General features: G+C 58.3%; 18 protein-coding genes. 12 read left to right on the forward strand and 6 right to left on the reverse strand.

The genetic code is table 11. The features are described 5' to 3' along the window. Positions 1-219 precede the first annotated feature (219 nt). From V6R85_RS15370 to V6R85_RS15405, 8 genes are all read left to right on the forward strand, one after another. On the forward strand, positions 220-1209 hold the full coding sequence (locus V6R85_RS15370) for a carbon-nitrogen hydrolase family protein (RefSeq protein ID WP_111834490.1): 990 nt from the start codon (positions 220-222) through the stop codon (positions 1207-1209). A 285-nt stretch (positions 1210-1494) separates the two neighbouring features. Further along, on the forward strand, positions 1495-2133 hold the full coding sequence (locus V6R85_RS15375) for a CatB-related O-acetyltransferase (protein WP_111834491.1): 639 nt from the start codon (positions 1495-1497) through the stop codon (positions 2131-2133). A gap of 369 nt (positions 2134-2502) precedes the next feature. Then, positions 2503-4200 carry a hypothetical protein gene (locus V6R85_RS15380; RefSeq protein ID WP_236775569.1) on the forward strand — a complete coding sequence of 566 codons (1698 nt, stop codon included), beginning with the start codon at positions 2503-2505 and terminating at the stop codon, positions 4198-4200. A gap of 293 nt (positions 4201-4493) precedes the next feature. Next, the gene (locus V6R85_RS15385) at positions 4494-4673 is read left to right on the forward strand and encodes a hypothetical protein (protein ID WP_080834807.1); all 180 of its coding nucleotides are present in this window, start codon (positions 4494-4496) and stop codon (positions 4671-4673) included. Positions 4674-4710: 37 nt separating this feature from the next. Then, positions 4711-5349, forward strand: coding sequence for a hypothetical protein (locus V6R85_RS15390; RefSeq protein WP_111785026.1), 639 nt, complete (start codon positions 4711-4713; stop codon positions 5347-5349). 46 nt (positions 5350-5395) lie between these two features. Then, positions 5396-7621 carry a Mu transposase C-terminal domain-containing protein gene (locus V6R85_RS15395; RefSeq protein WP_111834493.1) on the forward strand — a complete coding sequence of 742 codons (2226 nt, stop codon included), beginning with the start codon at positions 5396-5398 and terminating at the stop codon, positions 7619-7621. A 1-nt stretch (position 7622) separates the two neighbouring features. After that, complete coding sequence (locus V6R85_RS15400) at positions 7623-8612, forward strand: ATP-binding protein (protein WP_111834494.1); 990 nt, start codon at positions 7623-7625, stop codon at positions 8610-8612. After that, positions 8612-10456 (forward strand): TniQ family protein, encoded by a 1845-nt coding sequence (locus V6R85_RS15405; protein WP_111834495.1) that lies wholly within the window; start codon positions 8612-8614, stop codon positions 10454-10456. The genes V6R85_RS15400 and V6R85_RS15405 overlap by 1 nt, the downstream gene beginning before the upstream one ends. Positions 10457-10597: 141 nt before the next feature. Here V6R85_RS15405 and V6R85_RS15410 read toward each other — a convergent pair whose 3' ends face one another. Together V6R85_RS15410 and V6R85_RS15415 are read right to left on the reverse strand one after the other, a co-directional pair. Next, complete coding sequence (locus V6R85_RS15410; RefSeq protein ID WP_236775570.1) at positions 10598-11095, reverse strand: VOC family protein; 498 nt, start codon at positions 11093-11095, stop codon at positions 10598-10600. 71 nt (positions 11096-11166) lie between these two features. Next, positions 11167-11322, reverse strand: a complete 156-nt coding sequence (locus V6R85_RS15415; protein ID WP_003507979.1) for a hypothetical protein — start codon at positions 11320-11322, stop codon at positions 11167-11169. Between the two features lie 237 nt (positions 11323-11559). Here V6R85_RS15415 and V6R85_RS15420 point away from each other — a divergent pair, with 237 nt between their 5' ends. The 3 genes from V6R85_RS15420 to V6R85_RS15430 are packed head-to-tail and all read left to right on the forward strand — an operon-like array spanning position 11560 to position 14790. After that, positions 11560-12858, forward strand: coding sequence for an efflux RND transporter periplasmic adaptor subunit (locus tag V6R85_RS15420; RefSeq protein WP_060723292.1), 1299 nt, complete (start codon positions 11560-11562; stop codon positions 12856-12858). A gap of 14 nt (positions 12859-12872) precedes the next feature. Beyond that, entirely contained in the window at positions 12873-13592 is a 720-nt protein-coding gene (locus V6R85_RS15425; RefSeq protein WP_020012822.1) for an ABC transporter ATP-binding protein, read from the forward strand. After that, on the forward strand, positions 13582-14790 hold the full coding sequence (locus V6R85_RS15430) for an ABC transporter permease (RefSeq protein ID WP_111834496.1): 1209 nt from the start codon (positions 13582-13584) through the stop codon (positions 14788-14790). Before V6R85_RS15425 ends, V6R85_RS15430 begins: the two co-directional genes overlap by 11 nt. 92 nt (positions 14791-14882) lie before the next feature. On the opposite strand, the gene V6R85_RS15435 is transcribed toward V6R85_RS15430, so the two are convergent. Both V6R85_RS15435 and V6R85_RS15440 read right to left on the reverse strand, forming a co-directional pair. Then, entirely contained in the window at positions 14883-15311 is a 429-nt protein-coding gene (locus V6R85_RS15435) for a DUF6714 family protein (protein WP_236775571.1), read from the reverse strand. Between the two features lie 59 nt (positions 15312-15370). Continuing rightward, on the reverse strand, positions 15371-15610 hold the full coding sequence (locus V6R85_RS15440) for a hypothetical protein (RefSeq protein ID WP_003507969.1): 240 nt from the start codon (positions 15608-15610) through the stop codon (positions 15371-15373). A gap of 167 nt (positions 15611-15777) precedes the next feature. Between V6R85_RS15440 and V6R85_RS15445 the strand changes: the two genes are divergently transcribed. Next, on the forward strand, positions 15778-16053 hold the full coding sequence (locus V6R85_RS15445) for a hypothetical protein (protein ID WP_003507967.1): 276 nt from the start codon (positions 15778-15780) through the stop codon (positions 16051-16053). Positions 16054-16248: 195 nt separating this feature from the next. Here the strand turns inward: V6R85_RS15445 and sufA are convergent, their stop codons facing one another. Both sufA and V6R85_RS15455 read right to left on the reverse strand, forming a co-directional pair. Next, positions 16249-16638, reverse strand: coding sequence for a Fe-S cluster assembly scaffold SufA (sufA, locus tag V6R85_RS15450; RefSeq protein ID WP_003507965.1), 390 nt, complete (start codon positions 16636-16638; stop codon positions 16249-16251). Between the two features lie 105 nt (positions 16639-16743). Further along, on the reverse strand, positions 16744-17127 hold the full coding sequence (locus V6R85_RS15455; RefSeq protein WP_003507963.1) for an SUF system Fe-S cluster assembly protein: 384 nt from the start codon (positions 17125-17127) through the stop codon (positions 16744-16746). Positions 17128-17138 lie beyond the last annotated feature (11 nt).

Consider the following 17138-nt stretch of genomic DNA (forward strand, 5'->3'; position numbering starts at 1 on the left):
CGCCATCGGCATCTCGCTCACCCTGGCATCGAACCACATTGACGAATCATCATTCCGCTACCATCCTGGTCTTGGCGTGACCTGCGCCAAACCTCCCAGACTCTCCCCAGCAGGGTCTTGAACGGAGGCAAAGGGACTTCCGTCTCAGGTCATTATCTTGGTCCGAGCGTTTCGGGCGGGTTGCTGGGGAACTGGGTCCGGGACGTGGAAGGCTCCAAGATGACGAAAAACGGTAATCTCAAGCGCCGTGTGCGTGCTCGTGCCGCGAAAACCGGCGAATCCTATACCTCAGCACTCCGACATATTCGGCAGCCAACGGATACCTCCGCGATCCGTTCGATACGATTAGCTGTCGGGCAAACATCGTTGTTCGATGATCCCCGTGACATTTCGGCGCTTCGGGCCGGTGGGCGGGAAATGCGCAGCCTGATGGAAGAGGCGCATAACGCGGGTGCGCGTCTTGTGCATTTCCCTGAGGGGGCAATCTGCTCGCCCAATAAGCGGATCATGTCCGCAAATGGACCTAGAGAAATTGGTCCTTCTGCCTGGGCCAAATTCGAATGGGCGACCTTGCGTGACGAACTCAATCTGACCAGCCAGCTCGCGAAGGAGCTTCAGCTATGGACGGTGTTTGGTTCAGTTCATCAGCTCACCGCTCCACATCGGCCACATAACAGTCTGTACGTCATCTCTGATCAGGGGGAACTGGTGACACGTTACGACGAGCGAATGTTGTCGAACACAAAAGTCTCATTCATGTATTCGCCAGGAAGAACTCCTGTGACATTTGACGTTGGTGGCGTCCGCTTCGGCTGCGCGCTTGGAATGGAAACGCATTATCCAGAGATATTCACCGAATATGAGCGGCTTGAGGTAGATTGCGTCCTGTTTTCGACCACGGGCGAAACGCCGTCCGCTGCATCAGGTTTTGCCGCCGAGGTATTGGGACATGCGGCCAGCAATACGTACTGGATCAGCTATGCCGCTCACGCGCCGCAAAGCATGCTGGCCCCTTCGGGAATTGCTGCGCCGAATGGTCAATGGAAAGCACTGTGCACGGCAGATGGCGGAGCCGCGATCACTGTTGCGGACATTGTGATTGACCCGGAAAATCCGGCTCGACCGTGGCGGCGAAAGGCGCGTGCCCAACTTTACGTTCCTCATCAGGTGGCAAACGACCCGAGGAGCGACACTCGCAATCTGTTCTGAAGACTTTGTGTGGTCAACGGAACACCCGCCACTGACCACACAGATAATCACATCGGATCACCTCCGGGCTTCCATATACTCGCTTGCACGGAAGCGCCCTATCGGAGACGTCGTAGAAGGTAGATGTGTTCAACCCCGACGTTGGCCATCAAAACTATTCATTGGAACGATACACCACCCGTGATGGATTTCTCGGTCGGGAGAAAATAGCCTGACAGCGACAAAATCACCCACGAGGTTAAACAGGATGCCGTTTCTGGCCGGCTGGCATTCGAAAGGTTCTGTATGGCTCTTCTCGACGCAAATGCCATCCATCCGATTACGCTGCCCGACGGGACTATCTATCGGGACACGGTGTACCTGAAGAACGTCATAGATCATCCGCGGATGGAGATCGGTGATTTCAGCTATTATACGCATGCCGGAAAGCCCGAAGACACTGCCCTGATCCTAGCTCCTTATCTCGGTCACGGTGTGCGCGAACGACTGGTAATCGGCAAGTTCGTGCAGATCGCGAGAGGAAGCTACTTCATTACCAGTTCGGCGAACCACCCGATGACCGGCTTCACCACCTACCCGTTTCGTATCTTCAAGCCGGAGACCTTTGGTTACAAAGACCTGCCCGTCAAGGACACGATCGTGGACCACGACGTCTGGATTGGCCAGAACGCGGCAATCATGCCAGGCGTTCACATAGGAACGGGTGCGATTGTCGCTGCCGCTTCGGTCGTCGCACGAGATGTACCGCCCTACGCAGTTGTCGGCGGAAATCCAGCATCTATTATCCGAATGCGTTATCCCAGCGAAGTCATCGACGAACTGCTTCGTCTCGCCTGGTGGGACTGGCCTATCGAGAAAATCGAAGCCAACCTGGCGGCGCTCAGCAGCGGTGACATGGCTGCGCTCCGGCTGGCCTACGGGTGAATGTTCGGCATTTCCACCACCCGCAAACGGCTCATTCTGTCCCGACTGGATTGCGCCGTACACCAGACGTTGCGGCGACAGCGATTCAAACTACCCATACCTATTGACCTCAAGACGGGTTCAGGTTGCAAACTGGCTGAAACTGGAGCTTCGATGATGGCAAGAATATTGAACGACGGCGGCCTGCTCGCCTATCCTGACTGCTTCGCCGACATTTCGGCTCGCCTGATCTACTCGAGGCCGTCATTGAGCGCAGTTTAGCCGCTTTCGATATTGCACGTAGTGATTGACACGATAGCATGCGTCTCGAGGCGAACGGGGGCAGAAGTCGTGTTTCAGCGTATACTATTGGTATCGACAACAGTGTCGATGACCTGGGTCGGAGCCGCACTTGCGGACATCACCCTTGAGCGTGTTCCAATCGACAACTCTTCGCCTGTTCTCCTACTCAAGGGTGAGTTCACCACATCGGACCATCCTGACCAACTTGCACGTGAAGTCGCCGCAAGCGGTGCCAAACTGATCACCTTCAACAGCAACGGCGGCAACGTCATGACGGCGATGGCTTATGGGAGGATGATCAGGTCGCTCGGGCTATCGACGCTCCAGCTTCGGTCTGCCGAATGCGCTTCGGCTTGCGCACTCGCTTTTGTCGGAGGCGTGAATCGCCAAGCAGAGCCCGGCGCGATCGGTGTACACCAGTCTTCCTTCTCTCCGGAAACCACTATCGAGGGACATACTGCGGTCGCAGCGGTTCAAGCGCTGACCGCCCAGATCATGACGTACCTTGTCGAAATGGACGTCGACCCCAAACTGCTCCAACTTAGCCTGTCGGTTCCCAGTGACGACATGCGGTATCTCACGGCTAGCGAGATGCAGAGCTATAAAGTGACCTGGGGAAGTATGGCCGATCTGACTAAATCCGTTGATGCGTCCAAGGTCGCCCCAGCGGCGGTGCCTGCAACCGCGCAAACCACTGACGCATCTCCGGCCACAACTGAGGAAAAGGCATTGGCGTTCATAACGGCGTACCATGATGCCTGGTCCAGGGGGAATGAGGAAGCGTTGAGCTTTATGGAAAAGGCTTACGCGGAGACCGTCGATTTCTACGGTAAAGCCACGCCGAAATCCGCTGTCGTTAACGAAAAACGGAACTTCGCGAATAGATGGCCGGTCCGCGCATACAGCGTGAATGCGAGTGCAACGAAGGTGACTTGCGCGGAAACCTGCAAGGTTGACGGCATCGTTGACTGGTTCACGAAACGTGATGTCGGGAACCGGACCTCATCCGGCTCCGCCGAGTTTTCTCTGGTTTGGGACCAGAGGGCGGGCGTAATCCTCTCGGAAATGGGCAAGGTTATCCAGACCGACAAGGGGGTCTCTCAACCCGTACGTCTAATATCCCAGTGGGCGGAACAGAATTCTGCCTGCCGCGGAGACCGCGGTGATTTGCCAGAAACAAATGTGGCCTGTGAACGGCGCGAAGCCATTGGCAACAAGCTTGAGGCCGTAGGATGGTGTTACGGTCGTGAGGGGGAATACGGCTATCAAATGCGCTGGCACGCGTGTGAAGTAACATCCTATAAACAGGAAAGGGCCGTAGGGATTGCTCCAAGCGCGACGTTCAGGAGGCCAGACCTTTCCAGCTATCCTGCTCGAGGTCGTCTTTCCGGAAAGACCGTCATGCCCGACTTCAAGGGGCGTGATCGCGAATTCAACAGTTTCAGAACTCGTATTCGCGACGGTATGCGTCAAGGGCCAAATTTCGCTGGCCAATATACCCTTATCCAGATCGGGTGCGGTACGGGGTGCTCATTCGTTATCGTCGCCAACAATCAAACGGGCCGCCCGGGTTCATTCCCCCGTGGCGGGGAAGAGCACATGTATCTGAGTTTGGACTTTCGTCGCGATAGCCGACTGGTCGCTGCCCAATGGTTGAACTACGAAACCAACACCTGCGTCGTCGAGTTCTTCGATTTTGATCGAGACACGTGGAAGCCGGTTGCTACAACTAACGTCGGAAACGATGAAACCTGTACTCGGACGATCGCTGAAAACCTGAAATAAATAGGATGGCGGATTCGGTATGGGCCTTAGGTCATCTTAGAGGTTAAAAGTAAGGATTTTTTCGAAGGACCCCATTAACCAAGATCAAAGAAGTGCACCAATCCGGGGCACAAAATGCCCCGATCCGGCTCTGATACTCTATGCAGTGCCGAAAAAATCGGTATTGGGAAATCGCTGACGCAAGGAGCCAAGCATGAACGAGATAGGCATACGAACAAAGTGATCATTCGGGCGGACAATTCCGTCTGGAGGCACCGTATGTCGTCATCTTGTTCGAGCCTAAGGAGGGCTTCATGCATTTTGCACGTCAGGTTTCCAAACACATTGCGCTTCACAAGGCAGGTCTCGGCTTCCTGAGCATGCCTCCAATCCAGCCGCGCACCTTCGGTTATGCCAACCGTATGGCCGAGAACGGGCCATCCGATGCCGTGGAATGCGGAATAACGCGGAATCGTCGTCGGAACGACGACTGAAACCAAGTTCTGGAACGAGCCGGTAGCCGAACGTGCCGTGCGCAAGCCGCCGGCTACGCACGCCAAGACTCTGCGCGGTTTCTCGGTCTTCAAGGAAACGGTGGTCTATCACGAGAGCGATCTCGAGCGCCGCGTCTCGAAGGTCCTCCAGCTCCGCAAAGACGTAAAGGCTATCTACTCGCAATTCCCGGTGCTGCTGTATCGCGATGCCGACGGAGTATGGCGCGAGCATATCTGTGACTTCTGCGTGGTTTTCGACGATGGCGAGATTGTAGCCGTCGCGGTGAAGCACGCCCGCAAGTCGGATGCGATGGCGGACTTGCTGAAGCGTATCAAGGCGGAAGGCTTCCTCCGGAAGAACCGGAACGGCTCGACGACGCTTGGCGCGGTCCACGGCATCCGTCTCATGACCGAACGGGAGGCGACATACGGTGCTTATGAAAACGCGGAACGCATCCTGCGCGCCCGTCGAATGCGTGTCGACGCCGAATACGACCGAGCTTTTGAAGCCGTCCAGAAGTTTCATGGCCCCTTTCGCTTCGGTGAACTTCTCCGCGGGTGTGAGAACCGGGCAGCTCGTCGCACGGCACTCCTGTTGCTGATCGACGAGTGTGTCCTTCTGACCGAGACACCCGGCCGGATCGACGATCTGACCATGCTGATGGTCCGCCGATAACCCCCACCCATCACCCGACTTCCGATCGCCCTAAAAGGAGCCTGCGATGCTGACCGACTTCCAGAGACCCAGCCTCTTCCGCCACGCCATCGTCAGAATGCGTCACGCCGATCGCTTCACCGATGACGACGTTAACTGGAAACCCAAGAAACGAGACGCCGACGGGTGGACCTTTAGCAACGAGGCGAACGTCAGCGACGAACGCTTCGTGTTGCACGGTGAGGTCTATTCGAAACTCGCCGGCGGAGTTGCCAAAATCCGCTATGGCTACAACGATCCTGAAAACCAGCGTCTGCGCGCGATTTTCGGCGACAACACGTTCTCAGACATTGTCGGCAAGCGCCGTGACCTCGCGTTGTTTCGCGAAAAGCTCATCAAGCGCTTCGATGCAGAATGGCTGACTCTCGGCAAAAAGCCGCGATGGTCGAAGGAGATGTTCGAGGCCAAGCTCAGAGCCTGGCGCAGAGAAATCATCGCCGAGATGCTAGGTCTCGATGACGAGGATACAGACGTCCGCGCCGACGCGATGGTCGAAGTAAAGACCTTTCCGACACCGTCGGTGAAGACGTTCCGCCGCGACTACAAGCGTTATCACGCCTGCGGTGGCGATACCCTCGGAATCGTCCACCGCCATCACGGTCCTGGCCTGCACCTTCGCAAGGTTGACGCGGATTCAACGGCGTTCGCCCACAAGCAAGCCCTCAATTACATGACGGACCGTAAGCCCACAATGGCGCAGGTCTACCGTGACTATCTGGCAGCACTGGAGAAGGTGAATGCAGAGCGCACCACGCCGCTCCTGAAGGTCACCCGCCACAAGTTCGAGACTATGATCTCGAAATTCGACGAGTTCGACAAATGGGACGGCCGCCACGGTCGTGCCTCGGCGCTCAAGCGCTTCGGGATGTCGAAGAGAGGTGGCATCCCCGCGTTGTTCGTCGGCGAGCGCATCGAGATCGACTTCTGGAACGTCGATCTCATGGCCCTCTTCGTTGAAACCGGGATGTGGGACATCCTTCCGCCATCGTACAAAGAGGCGATGGTCGGTAAGCGCATCTGGTTTGTGGCGGCGATCGATGTTGCCACACGCTACATTCTTGCGTTCAGGGCGAGCGTCAACCCGAACGCCGTTTCGGCAGCGGCGGCCATCCGTATGATCATGTCCGACAAGCGGCACATTTCCGACTTCGTCGGGGCGGAGACGCCGTGGATCGGGATGGTCCAGCCGCGCAACATCTTCAGCGACAACGGCACGGAATTCGCCAACGCGCTTGTCGAAGGCATCATGCGCGCGGCGAAGATCACGTTTAACCGGCCGCAGGCGGGCAATCCCAAAGCTCGTCCCTTCATCGAGAGCCTGTTCCACTCGATCGGCCCGCTGATCGCGTCGTTCTTCGACGGCAGAACGTTCGGGTCGATCGCCGAGAAGGGTGATTACAACCCGGAACATCAGATCAGTCTGCAGGTCGACGAGATGATCCAGCTCTTCACCCTGGCGATCTGCGACATCTACCACAACAAGCCGCACAGTGGCCTTGGTGGGGCGTCTCCGCATAACGCCTGGGTTCGCGCCACCCAAGAACACGACATCGAGTTCCCGAGCCAAGACCCCGAATTCATGCTGCATGTCTTCGGTACGAAGTTCAAGCGCCGCATCGGGCAATACGGCATACCATTCATGGGCATCCCGTACGCCAACGAGGAGCTGGACCGCCAGCGCAAGAAGTACGGACAGATGGAATTCGAGATCAAGGTCGATCCCGAGAATCTGGAGCACATCGCGGTCCGGGGTGACAAGGGGTGGTTCGTCGTCGAGAACAAGGTCGATATCGCGCGCAACCTGTCTCTGGCAGAGTGGATTGTCGCCCGCCATGACCTCCGGACACAGCACGCCGCCGAGGCGGAGGCTGGTCTCGCTGCGATGAACCGAACTATCAACCGCCTTGCCGAGAGCGGAAGGGCCGCAGCGCTCCGCGCGAACCTGACCCCGCGCAACATGACGGCCGAACACTATGAAGCCCTCGAGGCCGAGTTGTTCGGCGCGTGGGTCGCCGTGAAGTCGGCGGACACACCAACCCTTACGACTGCCTTCGCGCTTCCCTCGGACCCTCTCCGTGACGGATCGGTCTCCGATTCCCGTTTGATCCCCGAATTCCACGCAGAACGCGAACGCGATGCGCGGAAGAAGAAGCGTGCCGCCGCCGTTGAGCAGACGCCGGCCGAAACGCCGACTCCTGCCGAAACCACTGACAACTACTATGAGGAGTACTGATATGGAAAACGCTACGAACGTCATCGCTTTCGACGCGATCAACGACAAGAAGGCCGAAGTCTACAGCGGCTACATCGAACACGCACGCGACACGCGGCTGGACACGATGCTGCACGACCTAGCCGACAATGTAGAAGCTTGCCGTCGCGGCGTAGGATCGCGCCGGCGCGCTCTGTTCCTCATCGGGGCCTCGGGCAGCGGTAAGTCCTTCGCGCTCCGTCATCACTTCAGCCGCATTCCCGAATTCCAGCCGCGGAAGAACGAGTTCGGTGAGACCGTGCGGCCGCTGCTGAGCATCGAGGCACCGAAGCCGTGCACGACGAAAGACTTCGCCATGGCGATCCTGGATGCCATCGGAGTACCGTCTAAGGCGAGGATGACGGAAGGCCAGCTCTTCGCGACCGTGAAGGCCCAGTTGCGCGAGCGCGGGATCATCTATCTCCACGTGGACGAAGCACAGCACCTGCTGCGCCACAGCCGCAGCCGCGCGATCCTCGACGTCCAGGATCGTCTCAAGAGCCTGATGCAGATCGATGACTGGCCGTTGCACACGATCTATTCCGGAATGCCGGAGCTCGCGGAGCTGCTTACGGGCGATCAGCAACTGGCCAACCGTTCAATGGTCATGCGCTTCATCCCGCTGAGCCTGCACGGAGACAAGGCCAGCATCGTGCAGGTGTTGGCCGACATCGTTGAAGGCAAGTGCGGCCTGAGCCTCCCCGAGGAACTCCGTACCGACGATTTCCTCGGCCGTCTGTGCGCCGCCAACAGCGGGTGCTACGGGAAGATCATCGAGGCAGTCCAAGCGGCGTGCTTCCTCGTCATGCACAAGGGCAAGGGTACAGTAGATCGCCGCGCCTTCGCTTACAACTACCAGCGGGACACCGGTTGCCTTCCGAGCGATAACGTGTTCACCGCCGCGCGCTGGAGCGAAATCGATCCTGGCAACGCGCTGGCCGACTTGGCCACCGCTGGCAAGGGAGGCAAGTGATGGTTCTGCCCGTAACGCTTGCCCATCACGAGGACGAGGCGGCGATCGATCTGGTCGCCCGTCTTGCCGCCGCCAACGGATATCCGTCTCTGCGGGAGTTTCTCGCACACACGGACACCACGGCCAATGCCATCGTCCACGGAGAGATGGATGCCCTGTCGTTGGTCAGCGAGTGGTCTGGGGTGCCCGTCGCTGCGCTGGGAAAACTGACCGCGAGGGCGTCTGGGGCTGGCGGCACCTGGCAGATGGGATGTGCAACCCTCAGCAAGGACATGCGTCCGGGCCGAATGCATCGCTTCTGTGCCCAATGCGTGCTGGAAGACCGAGAAAGGGAGGCGGGACGTTTGGCGTCCCGTGCCTATCGCCGTGCGTGGTGGACCATTCGCGGGATCGAAGGATGTCCAGTTCACGGCTGCCGGCTAACGGAAGTGGCAGTGGATGCCGCTGGCGGCATTCACGATTTCCCGCAATTCGTGAATGCCAATCTCGAATTTATCGAGGACGCCGCGGCGGCTTATGCGCCGAGCCGCCAGCCTCGACTGGATGCGTATATGCGCGACAGGGTGTTCCTGGTTGGAGGGGATGGCTTCCTCGGCAGGCTCGACGCACATGTCGCTGCCGAGTTCACCCGCTATCTCGGTGACTTCCTGGTCCTTCACGACATCAAGGCGTGGATGCACGACGAGACCGACCTTCGCGAATGGGGATTCAATCTCGCAGTATCGGGCGAAGGTGAAATCCGTCGCGTCATCGGGAAAGTCATCGATGATAAGCGCCCGAAAATGCAGTATGTCGAGTTGGTTCTCGGGCCGATGGTGAGGTGGCTGCGCCGCAACCTCGTCAAAGAAGCGTATGGGCCTGTAATCGATCTCATGCAGGATATCCTCGAGCGCAACATGCCATTCGGTGAGGGGCAGACCATCTTCAAGCCCGTGCGGACCAGACACTTTCACAGTGTGAGCTCCGCACACGCCGAGTATGGTCTTCCCCACGATCGGATCAGGGCCTTGATGAAGGCAAACGATCCTAGCTTTCGTGACGGCCTCTCTGACGCCTCTACATACTTCGATGCTGCCACCTTGCGGCCGATCCTTCAAGCGGCACGCGACACGCTGAACAGCAGGGAGGCAGGAGACGTGTTGGGTGTCAGCGAAGAAATGGTACACGGTCTTTTGAGCGTCGGTGTCCTGACGCAAGTCGAGAAGCGGGTCGACGGCGAGCGAGCCTTCGTCAGAATCGAAATTGGTGCGTTGGACGCTCTGGTTCAATCTCTCGAGAACAAATCGACCGTTGTAGCATTCACGGAGGGTTTGGTGTCGCTTGCCTCAGCGGCTCCTGCATTTCGTCAGCCGTTCAACCGACTTGTGGAAATGGTCTTGGACGGGGGTGTCGAGGCGTTCATCGTTTCCGGCGACGGACCAGTCTTCGAACGGGTCCATATTGCTTCACCGACGCCCGCGTCCGCAGAGGCCCGAAAAGAGCAGAAAAAAGGCACCCCCCTGGCGGGAGGCGACGCCGAACTGATGCGGCTCAAGGAGGCTGAACTCGCGCTCGGCACAACGACCATCACGGTCGCGGACCTCATCAAGCGCGGTTACCTCCGTCAGCGGACCGTCCGCCGGAAAACGGGGCATGTTGTGAAGTTCATTGAGCGGCAGTCCTTGGCAGAGTTCCATGCGGCGCATGCTTCCCTGACGGAGATCGCCAAATCTCGCCAAGGTTACAGGGCCGCAATCAAGGTTGAATTGGAGGACGTCGGCCTTTCGCCGATCTTCGAACCCGAAGGATTCATCGCCCGTTTCTACAGAAGGTCGGACCTGATCCAGGCTGGCATTCGTCTCTAGCGAAGTCTTACATTTTGACTCTTTGAGGCCCGCTCCGGCGGGCTTTTTTGCGCCCTATCTGGAAATGTGCCCAAATCAAACGCAGCGGAATGCCCGCATCTGTTTGGAAGGTCAAAAAATTCCCATGTGAATTCAATGGGTCTATTTGCAAAATGGACAAACCAAGACCGCGTAATCAGTCTGTTCAAGCTCAAGCACATTTCCTTCCGGATCGCGTGCATAAGCGATCAGATAGGGCATCTCCGGCGTCCCGAAATCAGTAATCTGCCCGATCTGTGCGCCGCCGGCTTCGATGATGCTGGAGAGGGTCGCACTAATATCTTCCATCTGGAAAGCTAAGTGCCCAAAGCCGGGTTCATTAACCCTTGGCTGTTCACGGGGATGGGTGACCCTGTGTTCGTGAATCTCCAGAAAAGGCTGCTCCAGTTCTGGGAATCTAAGCCAGACTGTACGAATTTCTGAGTTTGAAAGCCCGTTTCCCCGGGAAACCTTTTCGCCGGATAATGTCCTCGGTTCGCGAAGAACATCGCATTTCATGACGTTCACGTAAAACGTGGCAAGTGCTTCCACATTGCGGGCAACAAGATTGATGTGAGCAAGTCTCATGGCATTCGGCGTCCTCGTCTCCAGGGTGACCATTCCGAGGCTTCCCACGCTCACCGAACAAAGTCCGCTTAGGCCATAGCCGTCATAAACAGGCCCTCACAGCCCTACCCCTGCCCAAACAGTGTGAAATACCCCCACACCGCCACAAAAAACGCGATGACAGCCGCAATCGTCAAGGCCTTCCTGGCTTTCGGCCCCAGCGGTTCGCGTGGCTTCTTCGGCGGCACCGGTTTGCGGAACTTCACCACATTGTCGTTCATTTCATCATCGTCCTGAATGTCGCCGCTGAAAGCTCAGCCGCGTTTATGGCATCGATATTTCCGGATTTATCTCTAACAGACCAGAACTATCATAAATATTACCAAGTTTTCACTTCACCCTCAGGGCAAGCTATGTCACTTCCCACAATCAGAGGAATACAACGGCGACAGATGGACGGACAAACCGGAGAGCGGAAACAACCCTCTGTGGTATTTTGAACTTTGCGGGTGATGAGAATGAATGACGCCAATACGAGTGGCAGCGATACAAAAAACAGCCAGCCCGATCTGCGCGAGATTCTGGGAACAAACAGAAACGGCCGCAAGAAAAAGTCGCGCCGATATCTCTATGCCGCAGCAGCCATTGTGCTGATTGGCGGGGGCCTTGGTTATTATTACCAGTCACGCGCAGCCGGCGTCGCCTATAGCTACACCACGGAGGCCGCGCGTCAGGGCGATCTCTCGGTCATCGTCACCTCCACGGGCTCGGTTCAGCCGACGGATCAGGTCGATATATCGAGCGAACTGTCCGGCACGGTGCGCAAGGTCAACGTCACCTATAATACGCCGGTCAAGGCCGGAGACGTGTTGGCGGAACTGGATACCAACAAGCTGGAGGCCGATGTGCAGAGCGCCCGCGCCAAGCTTGCCTCCGCCAAGGCCAATGTGCTGAAGGCGCGCGCCGATCTCGGCTCGGCAAAAACCTCGATGGAGCGCCTGAGATCGCTGGTGCAGAACCGGGTGTCCAGCCAGCAGGATCTGGATGCGGCGCAGTTCACCCATGATGCCGCCGCCGCCACGCTGCAGGTCAACGAGGCAACGGTGCTGTCAGCGGAGGCGGATCTGAGGCTCGCCGAGGTCAATCTCGGCAAGGCAAAGATCGTCTCGCCCATCGATGGCGTCATCCTCACCCGCAGCGTCGATCCCGGCGCCACCGTCGCCTCCTCGCTCAACGCCCCTGTTCTCTTCACCATCGCCGGTGATCTGCGCCACATGGAATTGCAGGTCTCAGTGGATGAGGCCGATGTCGGCAAGGTCGAAACCGGCCAGAAGGCCAATTTTAACGTCGATGCCTATCCCGACCGCAGTTTCCCGGCCGAGATCGAGACCGTGCGCTTCGCGTCCGAAACCGTGTCCAACGTGGTGACCTACAAGGGCATATTGACTGTCGACAATGAGGAACTGCTGCTGCGCCCCGGCATGACGGCGACCGCCAATATCATTGTCGAGGAAATCAAGGACACGCTGCTGGTGCCGAATTCCGCGCTTCGTTATACGCCGCCGCGCGAATCCGCCTCCCGTGGCGGCGGGCTGATGAGCCTGTTCCGCCCGCCCCGCATGGGCCGCTCGCAGAACCGCGACGCCGGCCAGGCTGCGACAGGCAAAAGAACGGTCTGGGTGCTGCGCAACAACAATCCGGTCTCCGTTTCCATTGAAACCGGTTCCACCGACGGCCAGCATACCGTGGTAAAATCGGGCGAGTTGAAGGCCGATGACCAGGTGATCACCGACGCAACGGCCCGCAACGCCGGCTGACGGAGGACAAGCGCATGCAACAGCCGCCGCTCATCGAATTCCGCGATGTCGTCAAGCAATATGGCCGCGGCGAAGCGACGATCCGCGCGCTCGATGGCGTCAGCCTCTCCATTCGCGAGAAGGAGTTCGTCGCCATCATGGGGCCGTCAGGATCGGGCAAATCCACCTCGATGAACATCATAGGCTGTCTGGATGTGCCGACATCAGGCGAATATCTGTTCCAGGGCGTGCCGACCAGCAGTTTCGACAATGAACATTTGACGCTGCTGCGCCGGCACATGCTGGGTTTCGTGTTTCAGGGTTTCAATCTTCTCTCACGCACCTCGGCCGTGGAAAATGTCGAGCTGCCGCTGATCTATCGCGGCATGAAGGCCTCGGAACGGCGCGAGCGCGCCATGGAGGCGCTGGCGCAGGTAGGTTTGAAGGGCCGCGAGGACCACACCACGCAGGAGCTTTCCGGCGGCCAGCAGCAGCGTGTGGCCATTGCCCGCGCCATCGTCACCCGCCCTGCCCTGCTTCTGGCCGACGAGCCGACCGGCAATCTCGATACGAAAACCAGTGTCGAGATCATGGAACTGATCACCGCACTCAATCGTGACAGGGGCATCACGGTCGTCATGGTCACGCATGAAGAGGATATCGCCGCCCACGCCGGACGCCTCCTGCGCTTTGTCGACGGCCATCTCGCCTCCGATAGCGCCGCGGACAAAAAGGAGACATCAGATGTTCTTTGAAACGTCGCGTCTTGCGCTGCGCGCCATCAGCCGCAACCTGCTGCGCTCCTTCCTCACCGTGCTTGGTGTCGTCATCGGCGTGGCCGCCGTCATCGCCATGGTCACCATCGGCAATGGCACGACGGAACAGGTGAAATCGGAACTGTCACGGCTCGGCACCAACATGCTGTTCGTCCGTCCCGGCCAGTTCGGCCCCGGCCGTGCCAGCACCGAAGCCAAACGCTTCGATGACCGCGATGTCGAGGCCATCCGCAACCAGATATCAGGCATCCGTGCCGTTGCGCCGCAGAACCGCAGTTCCGCCGCAACCGTCATTTTCGGCGGCAAGAACCACCAGACAAGTGTCATCGGCACCACCAACGATTATCTGATCGCGCAGAACTGGACCATTGCGCTCGGCCGCGACTTCCAGCCCGCCGAAGATCGCGGCGGCCAGATCGGCTGCATCATCGGCGAAACGGTGCGTCAGGAACTCTTTGGGGCAGAAAACCCTGTGGGGCAGACGATCCGCGTCAGCAACATCTCCTGCCCCGTCATCGGTGTGCTGGCCAGAAAAGGCCAGTCCGGCCTCGGTGACGACCAGGACGACACGATCATCATGCCGCTTAAAATCCACCAGCGGCGCATTGGCGGCACCACCACCATTTCCTCGATCATGGTTTCAGCGCAGGATGGCGTTTCCACCGCCAAGGTGCAGAGCGACCTGCAGAACCTGCTGCGCGAGCGCCGCCGCATCGGCATCGGCCGTGAGGATGACTTCACCGTCAACGACATGACGCAGATCGCCTCGGCCATGACCGGCACGACGACGCTGCTGACCGGGCTTTTGGGCGCGGTCGCCGCCGTCAGCCTTCTGGTGGGCGGCATCGGCATCATGAACATCATGCTGGTCTCAGTGACGGAACGCACCCGCGAGATCGGCATTCGACTTGCCATCGGCGCGCTGGAAAAACAGGTGCTGACGCAGTTTCTGGTGGAAGCCGTCATGCTGTCGGCCTTCGGTGGCCTCGTCGGCATCCTTACCGGCCTCGGCCTCGCTTATGCCGTCGTCAGCTATCTCACCGTGCCCTTTGTCACCAGCCCCTCGATCATCTTCCTCGCTTTCGCCTTTTCGGCGGCCATCGGGGTGATTTTCGGGTATTTCCCGGCACGGCGGGCGGCAAGCCTGAGCCCGATAGAAGCGTTGCGACATGAGTGAAAGTCGGCGTTCAAACCGCAACCGGCTTTGTGTGAGAAGAAACGGCAAGCTGCAACTCCTCCTTGGGGATTGACCCGATCCGCTCTAATCGCTCACCGTGGAGCACGCATATCCACCCATTCTTCGAGCGCGCGCTCTATATCGTCCTGATAGGGCGGCAGGTTTTCCTTCTCACTGATGGCGCGGAGATACGCTTCCACGGCATTCCGTTGCAGCAGGGTCAGTAAGGAAAATTTCTCCTGGCACCTGCACAAATAGGGTGCGAATTCGTGCCTGTAGTCGCCATCGAGATCAGCAGTCATATAGGCGGGCAGATGAAATCGCATTCCTTCAGCATCAAGGAAGGCGGGGCTGCCGGAATGTCTGTTGAGGTCCTCCACGGAGATAGCGGCCCAGTCATTCTTCTCGTCGCCAGCACGACACGCGGCGCGAACCTCATTATTCGCATAATCGTCAAGCGCCTGCGCCTCGGAAAGGCCGACGCCACCACCCAGGGTGACACCCGCGAATGCTTCTCTCACCGCCGCTTTTCGCGTTTGCGATAATATCTGGCTCCGGTCGCATCAAATAATCCGCCTGTTCAATGATGCGTTCCCCCGTCACCGTGCACCGTCGGCCATTCTCCACCCTCGGTCCGCTCGAACTGAAGGCCATTCTGCGTGTCACCCTTGGATGTCGCAGACCGCGCTCGCAGGCGCGCCTTCTCCTCCCAGTAAAATGTAAGATAAATAATGCCGACGATCAGCGTCAGACCAGCCACGACGCCGGCGACGATCAGACCTATGGTCCAGATATCAATCGAGGCGCTATTGATTTCCATCCCGGTTTCCTCCCCACGATCAGTCCTGTCAGCTGTCCGAAATACCTTTTCAGTATGGGTGGCAGGTGGTCACGCACCTCCTGCCAAACCTCGCGGAATATCCGATAACCTTGCTTCAGGGCGTCAATCGGATAGGCTCACCCTCAAGTTTATCGGATGGAGTCTGGATGTTCAAATCGGTATCGGACAGCGCCGCTGCCGCGGACGGCGGTTCGCTCGCTCTCTTCGTGGAACGAACTGACGGGCAGACGGAAGTGTTTGTGATCAATCGTTCCCTCGCGTCACGCGGCAAGCCCGACTATAACAAGGTCACTTCAAGCCTTCGGCCACTTTCCGCGGGGGATTGCGGGATGATCGCGGCGGCTCTCGAACCTCTATTGACGACGACGCCATCAATTCATCCGCTGGCGGATTTTATCGAAACCCTCAAACAGCAGTCATGATCCTTCGAAAGCTGATTTTTACGCCGGGCGCAGTTTGCGGAAAAAGAACCTCAAACCTCTCATCCATCATCCTCGGGCTTGACCCGAGGATCTACAAACGTCTCAAGCGATTTGACGGGGATGACGTCGCGTTTGTGGGAGCGCTGCGTGCATAAGAAAGGTCTGCCTCTCCATCGCAGAGATAGCCGTAACCAATCAGACGCTGGCCTCTGCCTCGCGCTGCTTTGCCAGCGCTGCCAGATCGGCAGGCTTCAGCTCAACCGATTCACCACAGCCGCAGGCGGATGTCTGGTTCGGATTGTTGAAGGTGAAGCCAGAGCGCATCTTGGTCACTTCGAAATCCATCTGCGTGCCGAGCAGATAAAGCACGGCAGAAGGCTGAACCCAGACCCTGGCGCCTTCGAATTCGACCAGATCGTCCTTCGCATCCGCTTCGGTCACGAGGTCGATGGTATATTCCATGCCCGCGCAGCCGCCCTTCTTGATGCCGACGCGCACGCCCTTGGCATCAGGGCCGGAATTTTCGACGATTGCTTTAACACGCGAGGCGGCAGCCCCGGTCATGGTCATGATCGCAAAGCCCATCGGCCCATTCTCCTTCGACAATCGAGTTCAAGGCTCGATGCTTATGGAATTCAACTTAATAGCGCCTGAGAGTGTCATCAAGGGATGACACCTGTCAAAATCACGTCAGTACCAGCCGACGGCGACCTGCGCTTCTTCCGACATGCGGTCCGGCGTCCAAGGCGGATCGAAGGTCATTTCAACGGTAACACCGGAAACACCCTCGACGGCGCCCACGGCATTTTCCACCCAGCCCGGCATTTCACCTGCAACCGGGCAACCCGGGGCCGTCAGCGTCATGACGATCTTGACCATCCGGTCGTCTTCGATGTCGATCTTGTAGACGAGACCGAGTTCGAAAATATCGGCTGGAATTTCCGGGTCGTAGACGGTTTTCAGCGCCGCAATCACGTCGTCGCTGAGGCGCGCCAGCTCATCCGGCGGAATGGTGGACACCTTTTCCTGGGCTTCGGTCGCATCCTGGGTCTTTGCAGTGGCTTCGGCAGTCATGGTCTTAAACC

It is taken from the genome of Agrobacterium sp. CCNWLW32 (assembly GCF_037083425.1).
GTDB classification, from domain to species: domain Bacteria; phylum Pseudomonadota; class Alphaproteobacteria; order Rhizobiales; family Rhizobiaceae; genus Agrobacterium; species Agrobacterium radiobacter.

Coding starts and splice junctions, on each gene's coding strand:
- V6R85_RS15405 (WP_111834495.1), top strand. CDS start 8,612: ATGGTTCTGCCCGTAACGCTTGCCCATCACGAGGACGAGGCGGCGATC.
- V6R85_RS15410 (WP_236775570.1), bottom strand. CDS start 11,095: ATGGTCACCCTGGAGACGAGGACGCCGAATGCCATGAGACTTGCTCAC.
- V6R85_RS15380 (WP_236775569.1), top strand. CDS start 2,503: ATGACCTGGGTCGGAGCCGCACTTGCGGACATCACCCTTGAGCGTGTT.
- V6R85_RS15415 (WP_003507979.1), bottom strand. CDS start 11,322: ATGAACGACAATGTGGTGAAGTTCCGCAAACCGGTGCCGCCGAAGAAG.
- V6R85_RS15455 (WP_003507963.1), bottom strand. CDS start 17,127: ATGACTGCCGAAGCCACTGCAAAGACCCAGGATGCGACCGAAGCCCAG.
- V6R85_RS15425 (WP_020012822.1), top strand. CDS start 12,873: ATGCAACAGCCGCCGCTCATCGAATTCCGCGATGTCGTCAAGCAATAT.
- V6R85_RS15440 (WP_003507969.1), bottom strand. CDS start 15,610: ATGGAAATCAATAGCGCCTCGATTGATATCTGGACCATAGGTCTGATC.
- V6R85_RS15400 (WP_111834494.1), top strand. CDS start 7,623: ATGGAAAACGCTACGAACGTCATCGCTTTCGACGCGATCAACGACAAG.
- V6R85_RS15370 (WP_111834490.1), top strand. CDS start 220: ATGACGAAAAACGGTAATCTCAAGCGCCGTGTGCGTGCTCGTGCCGCG.
- V6R85_RS15395 (WP_111834493.1), top strand. CDS start 5,396: ATGCTGACCGACTTCCAGAGACCCAGCCTCTTCCGCCACGCCATCGTC.
- V6R85_RS15430 (WP_111834496.1), top strand. CDS start 13,582: ATGTTCTTTGAAACGTCGCGTCTTGCGCTGCGCGCCATCAGCCGCAAC.
- sufA (WP_003507965.1), bottom strand. CDS start 16,638: ATGGGCTTTGCGATCATGACCATGACCGGGGCTGCCGCCTCGCGTGTT.
- V6R85_RS15385 (WP_080834807.1), top strand. CDS start 4,494: ATGCATTTTGCACGTCAGGTTTCCAAACACATTGCGCTTCACAAGGCA.
- V6R85_RS15445 (WP_003507967.1), top strand. CDS start 15,778: ATGTTCAAATCGGTATCGGACAGCGCCGCTGCCGCGGACGGCGGTTCG.
- V6R85_RS15420 (WP_060723292.1), top strand. CDS start 11,560: ATGAATGACGCCAATACGAGTGGCAGCGATACAAAAAACAGCCAGCCC.
- V6R85_RS15375 (WP_111834491.1), top strand. CDS start 1,495: ATGGCTCTTCTCGACGCAAATGCCATCCATCCGATTACGCTGCCCGAC.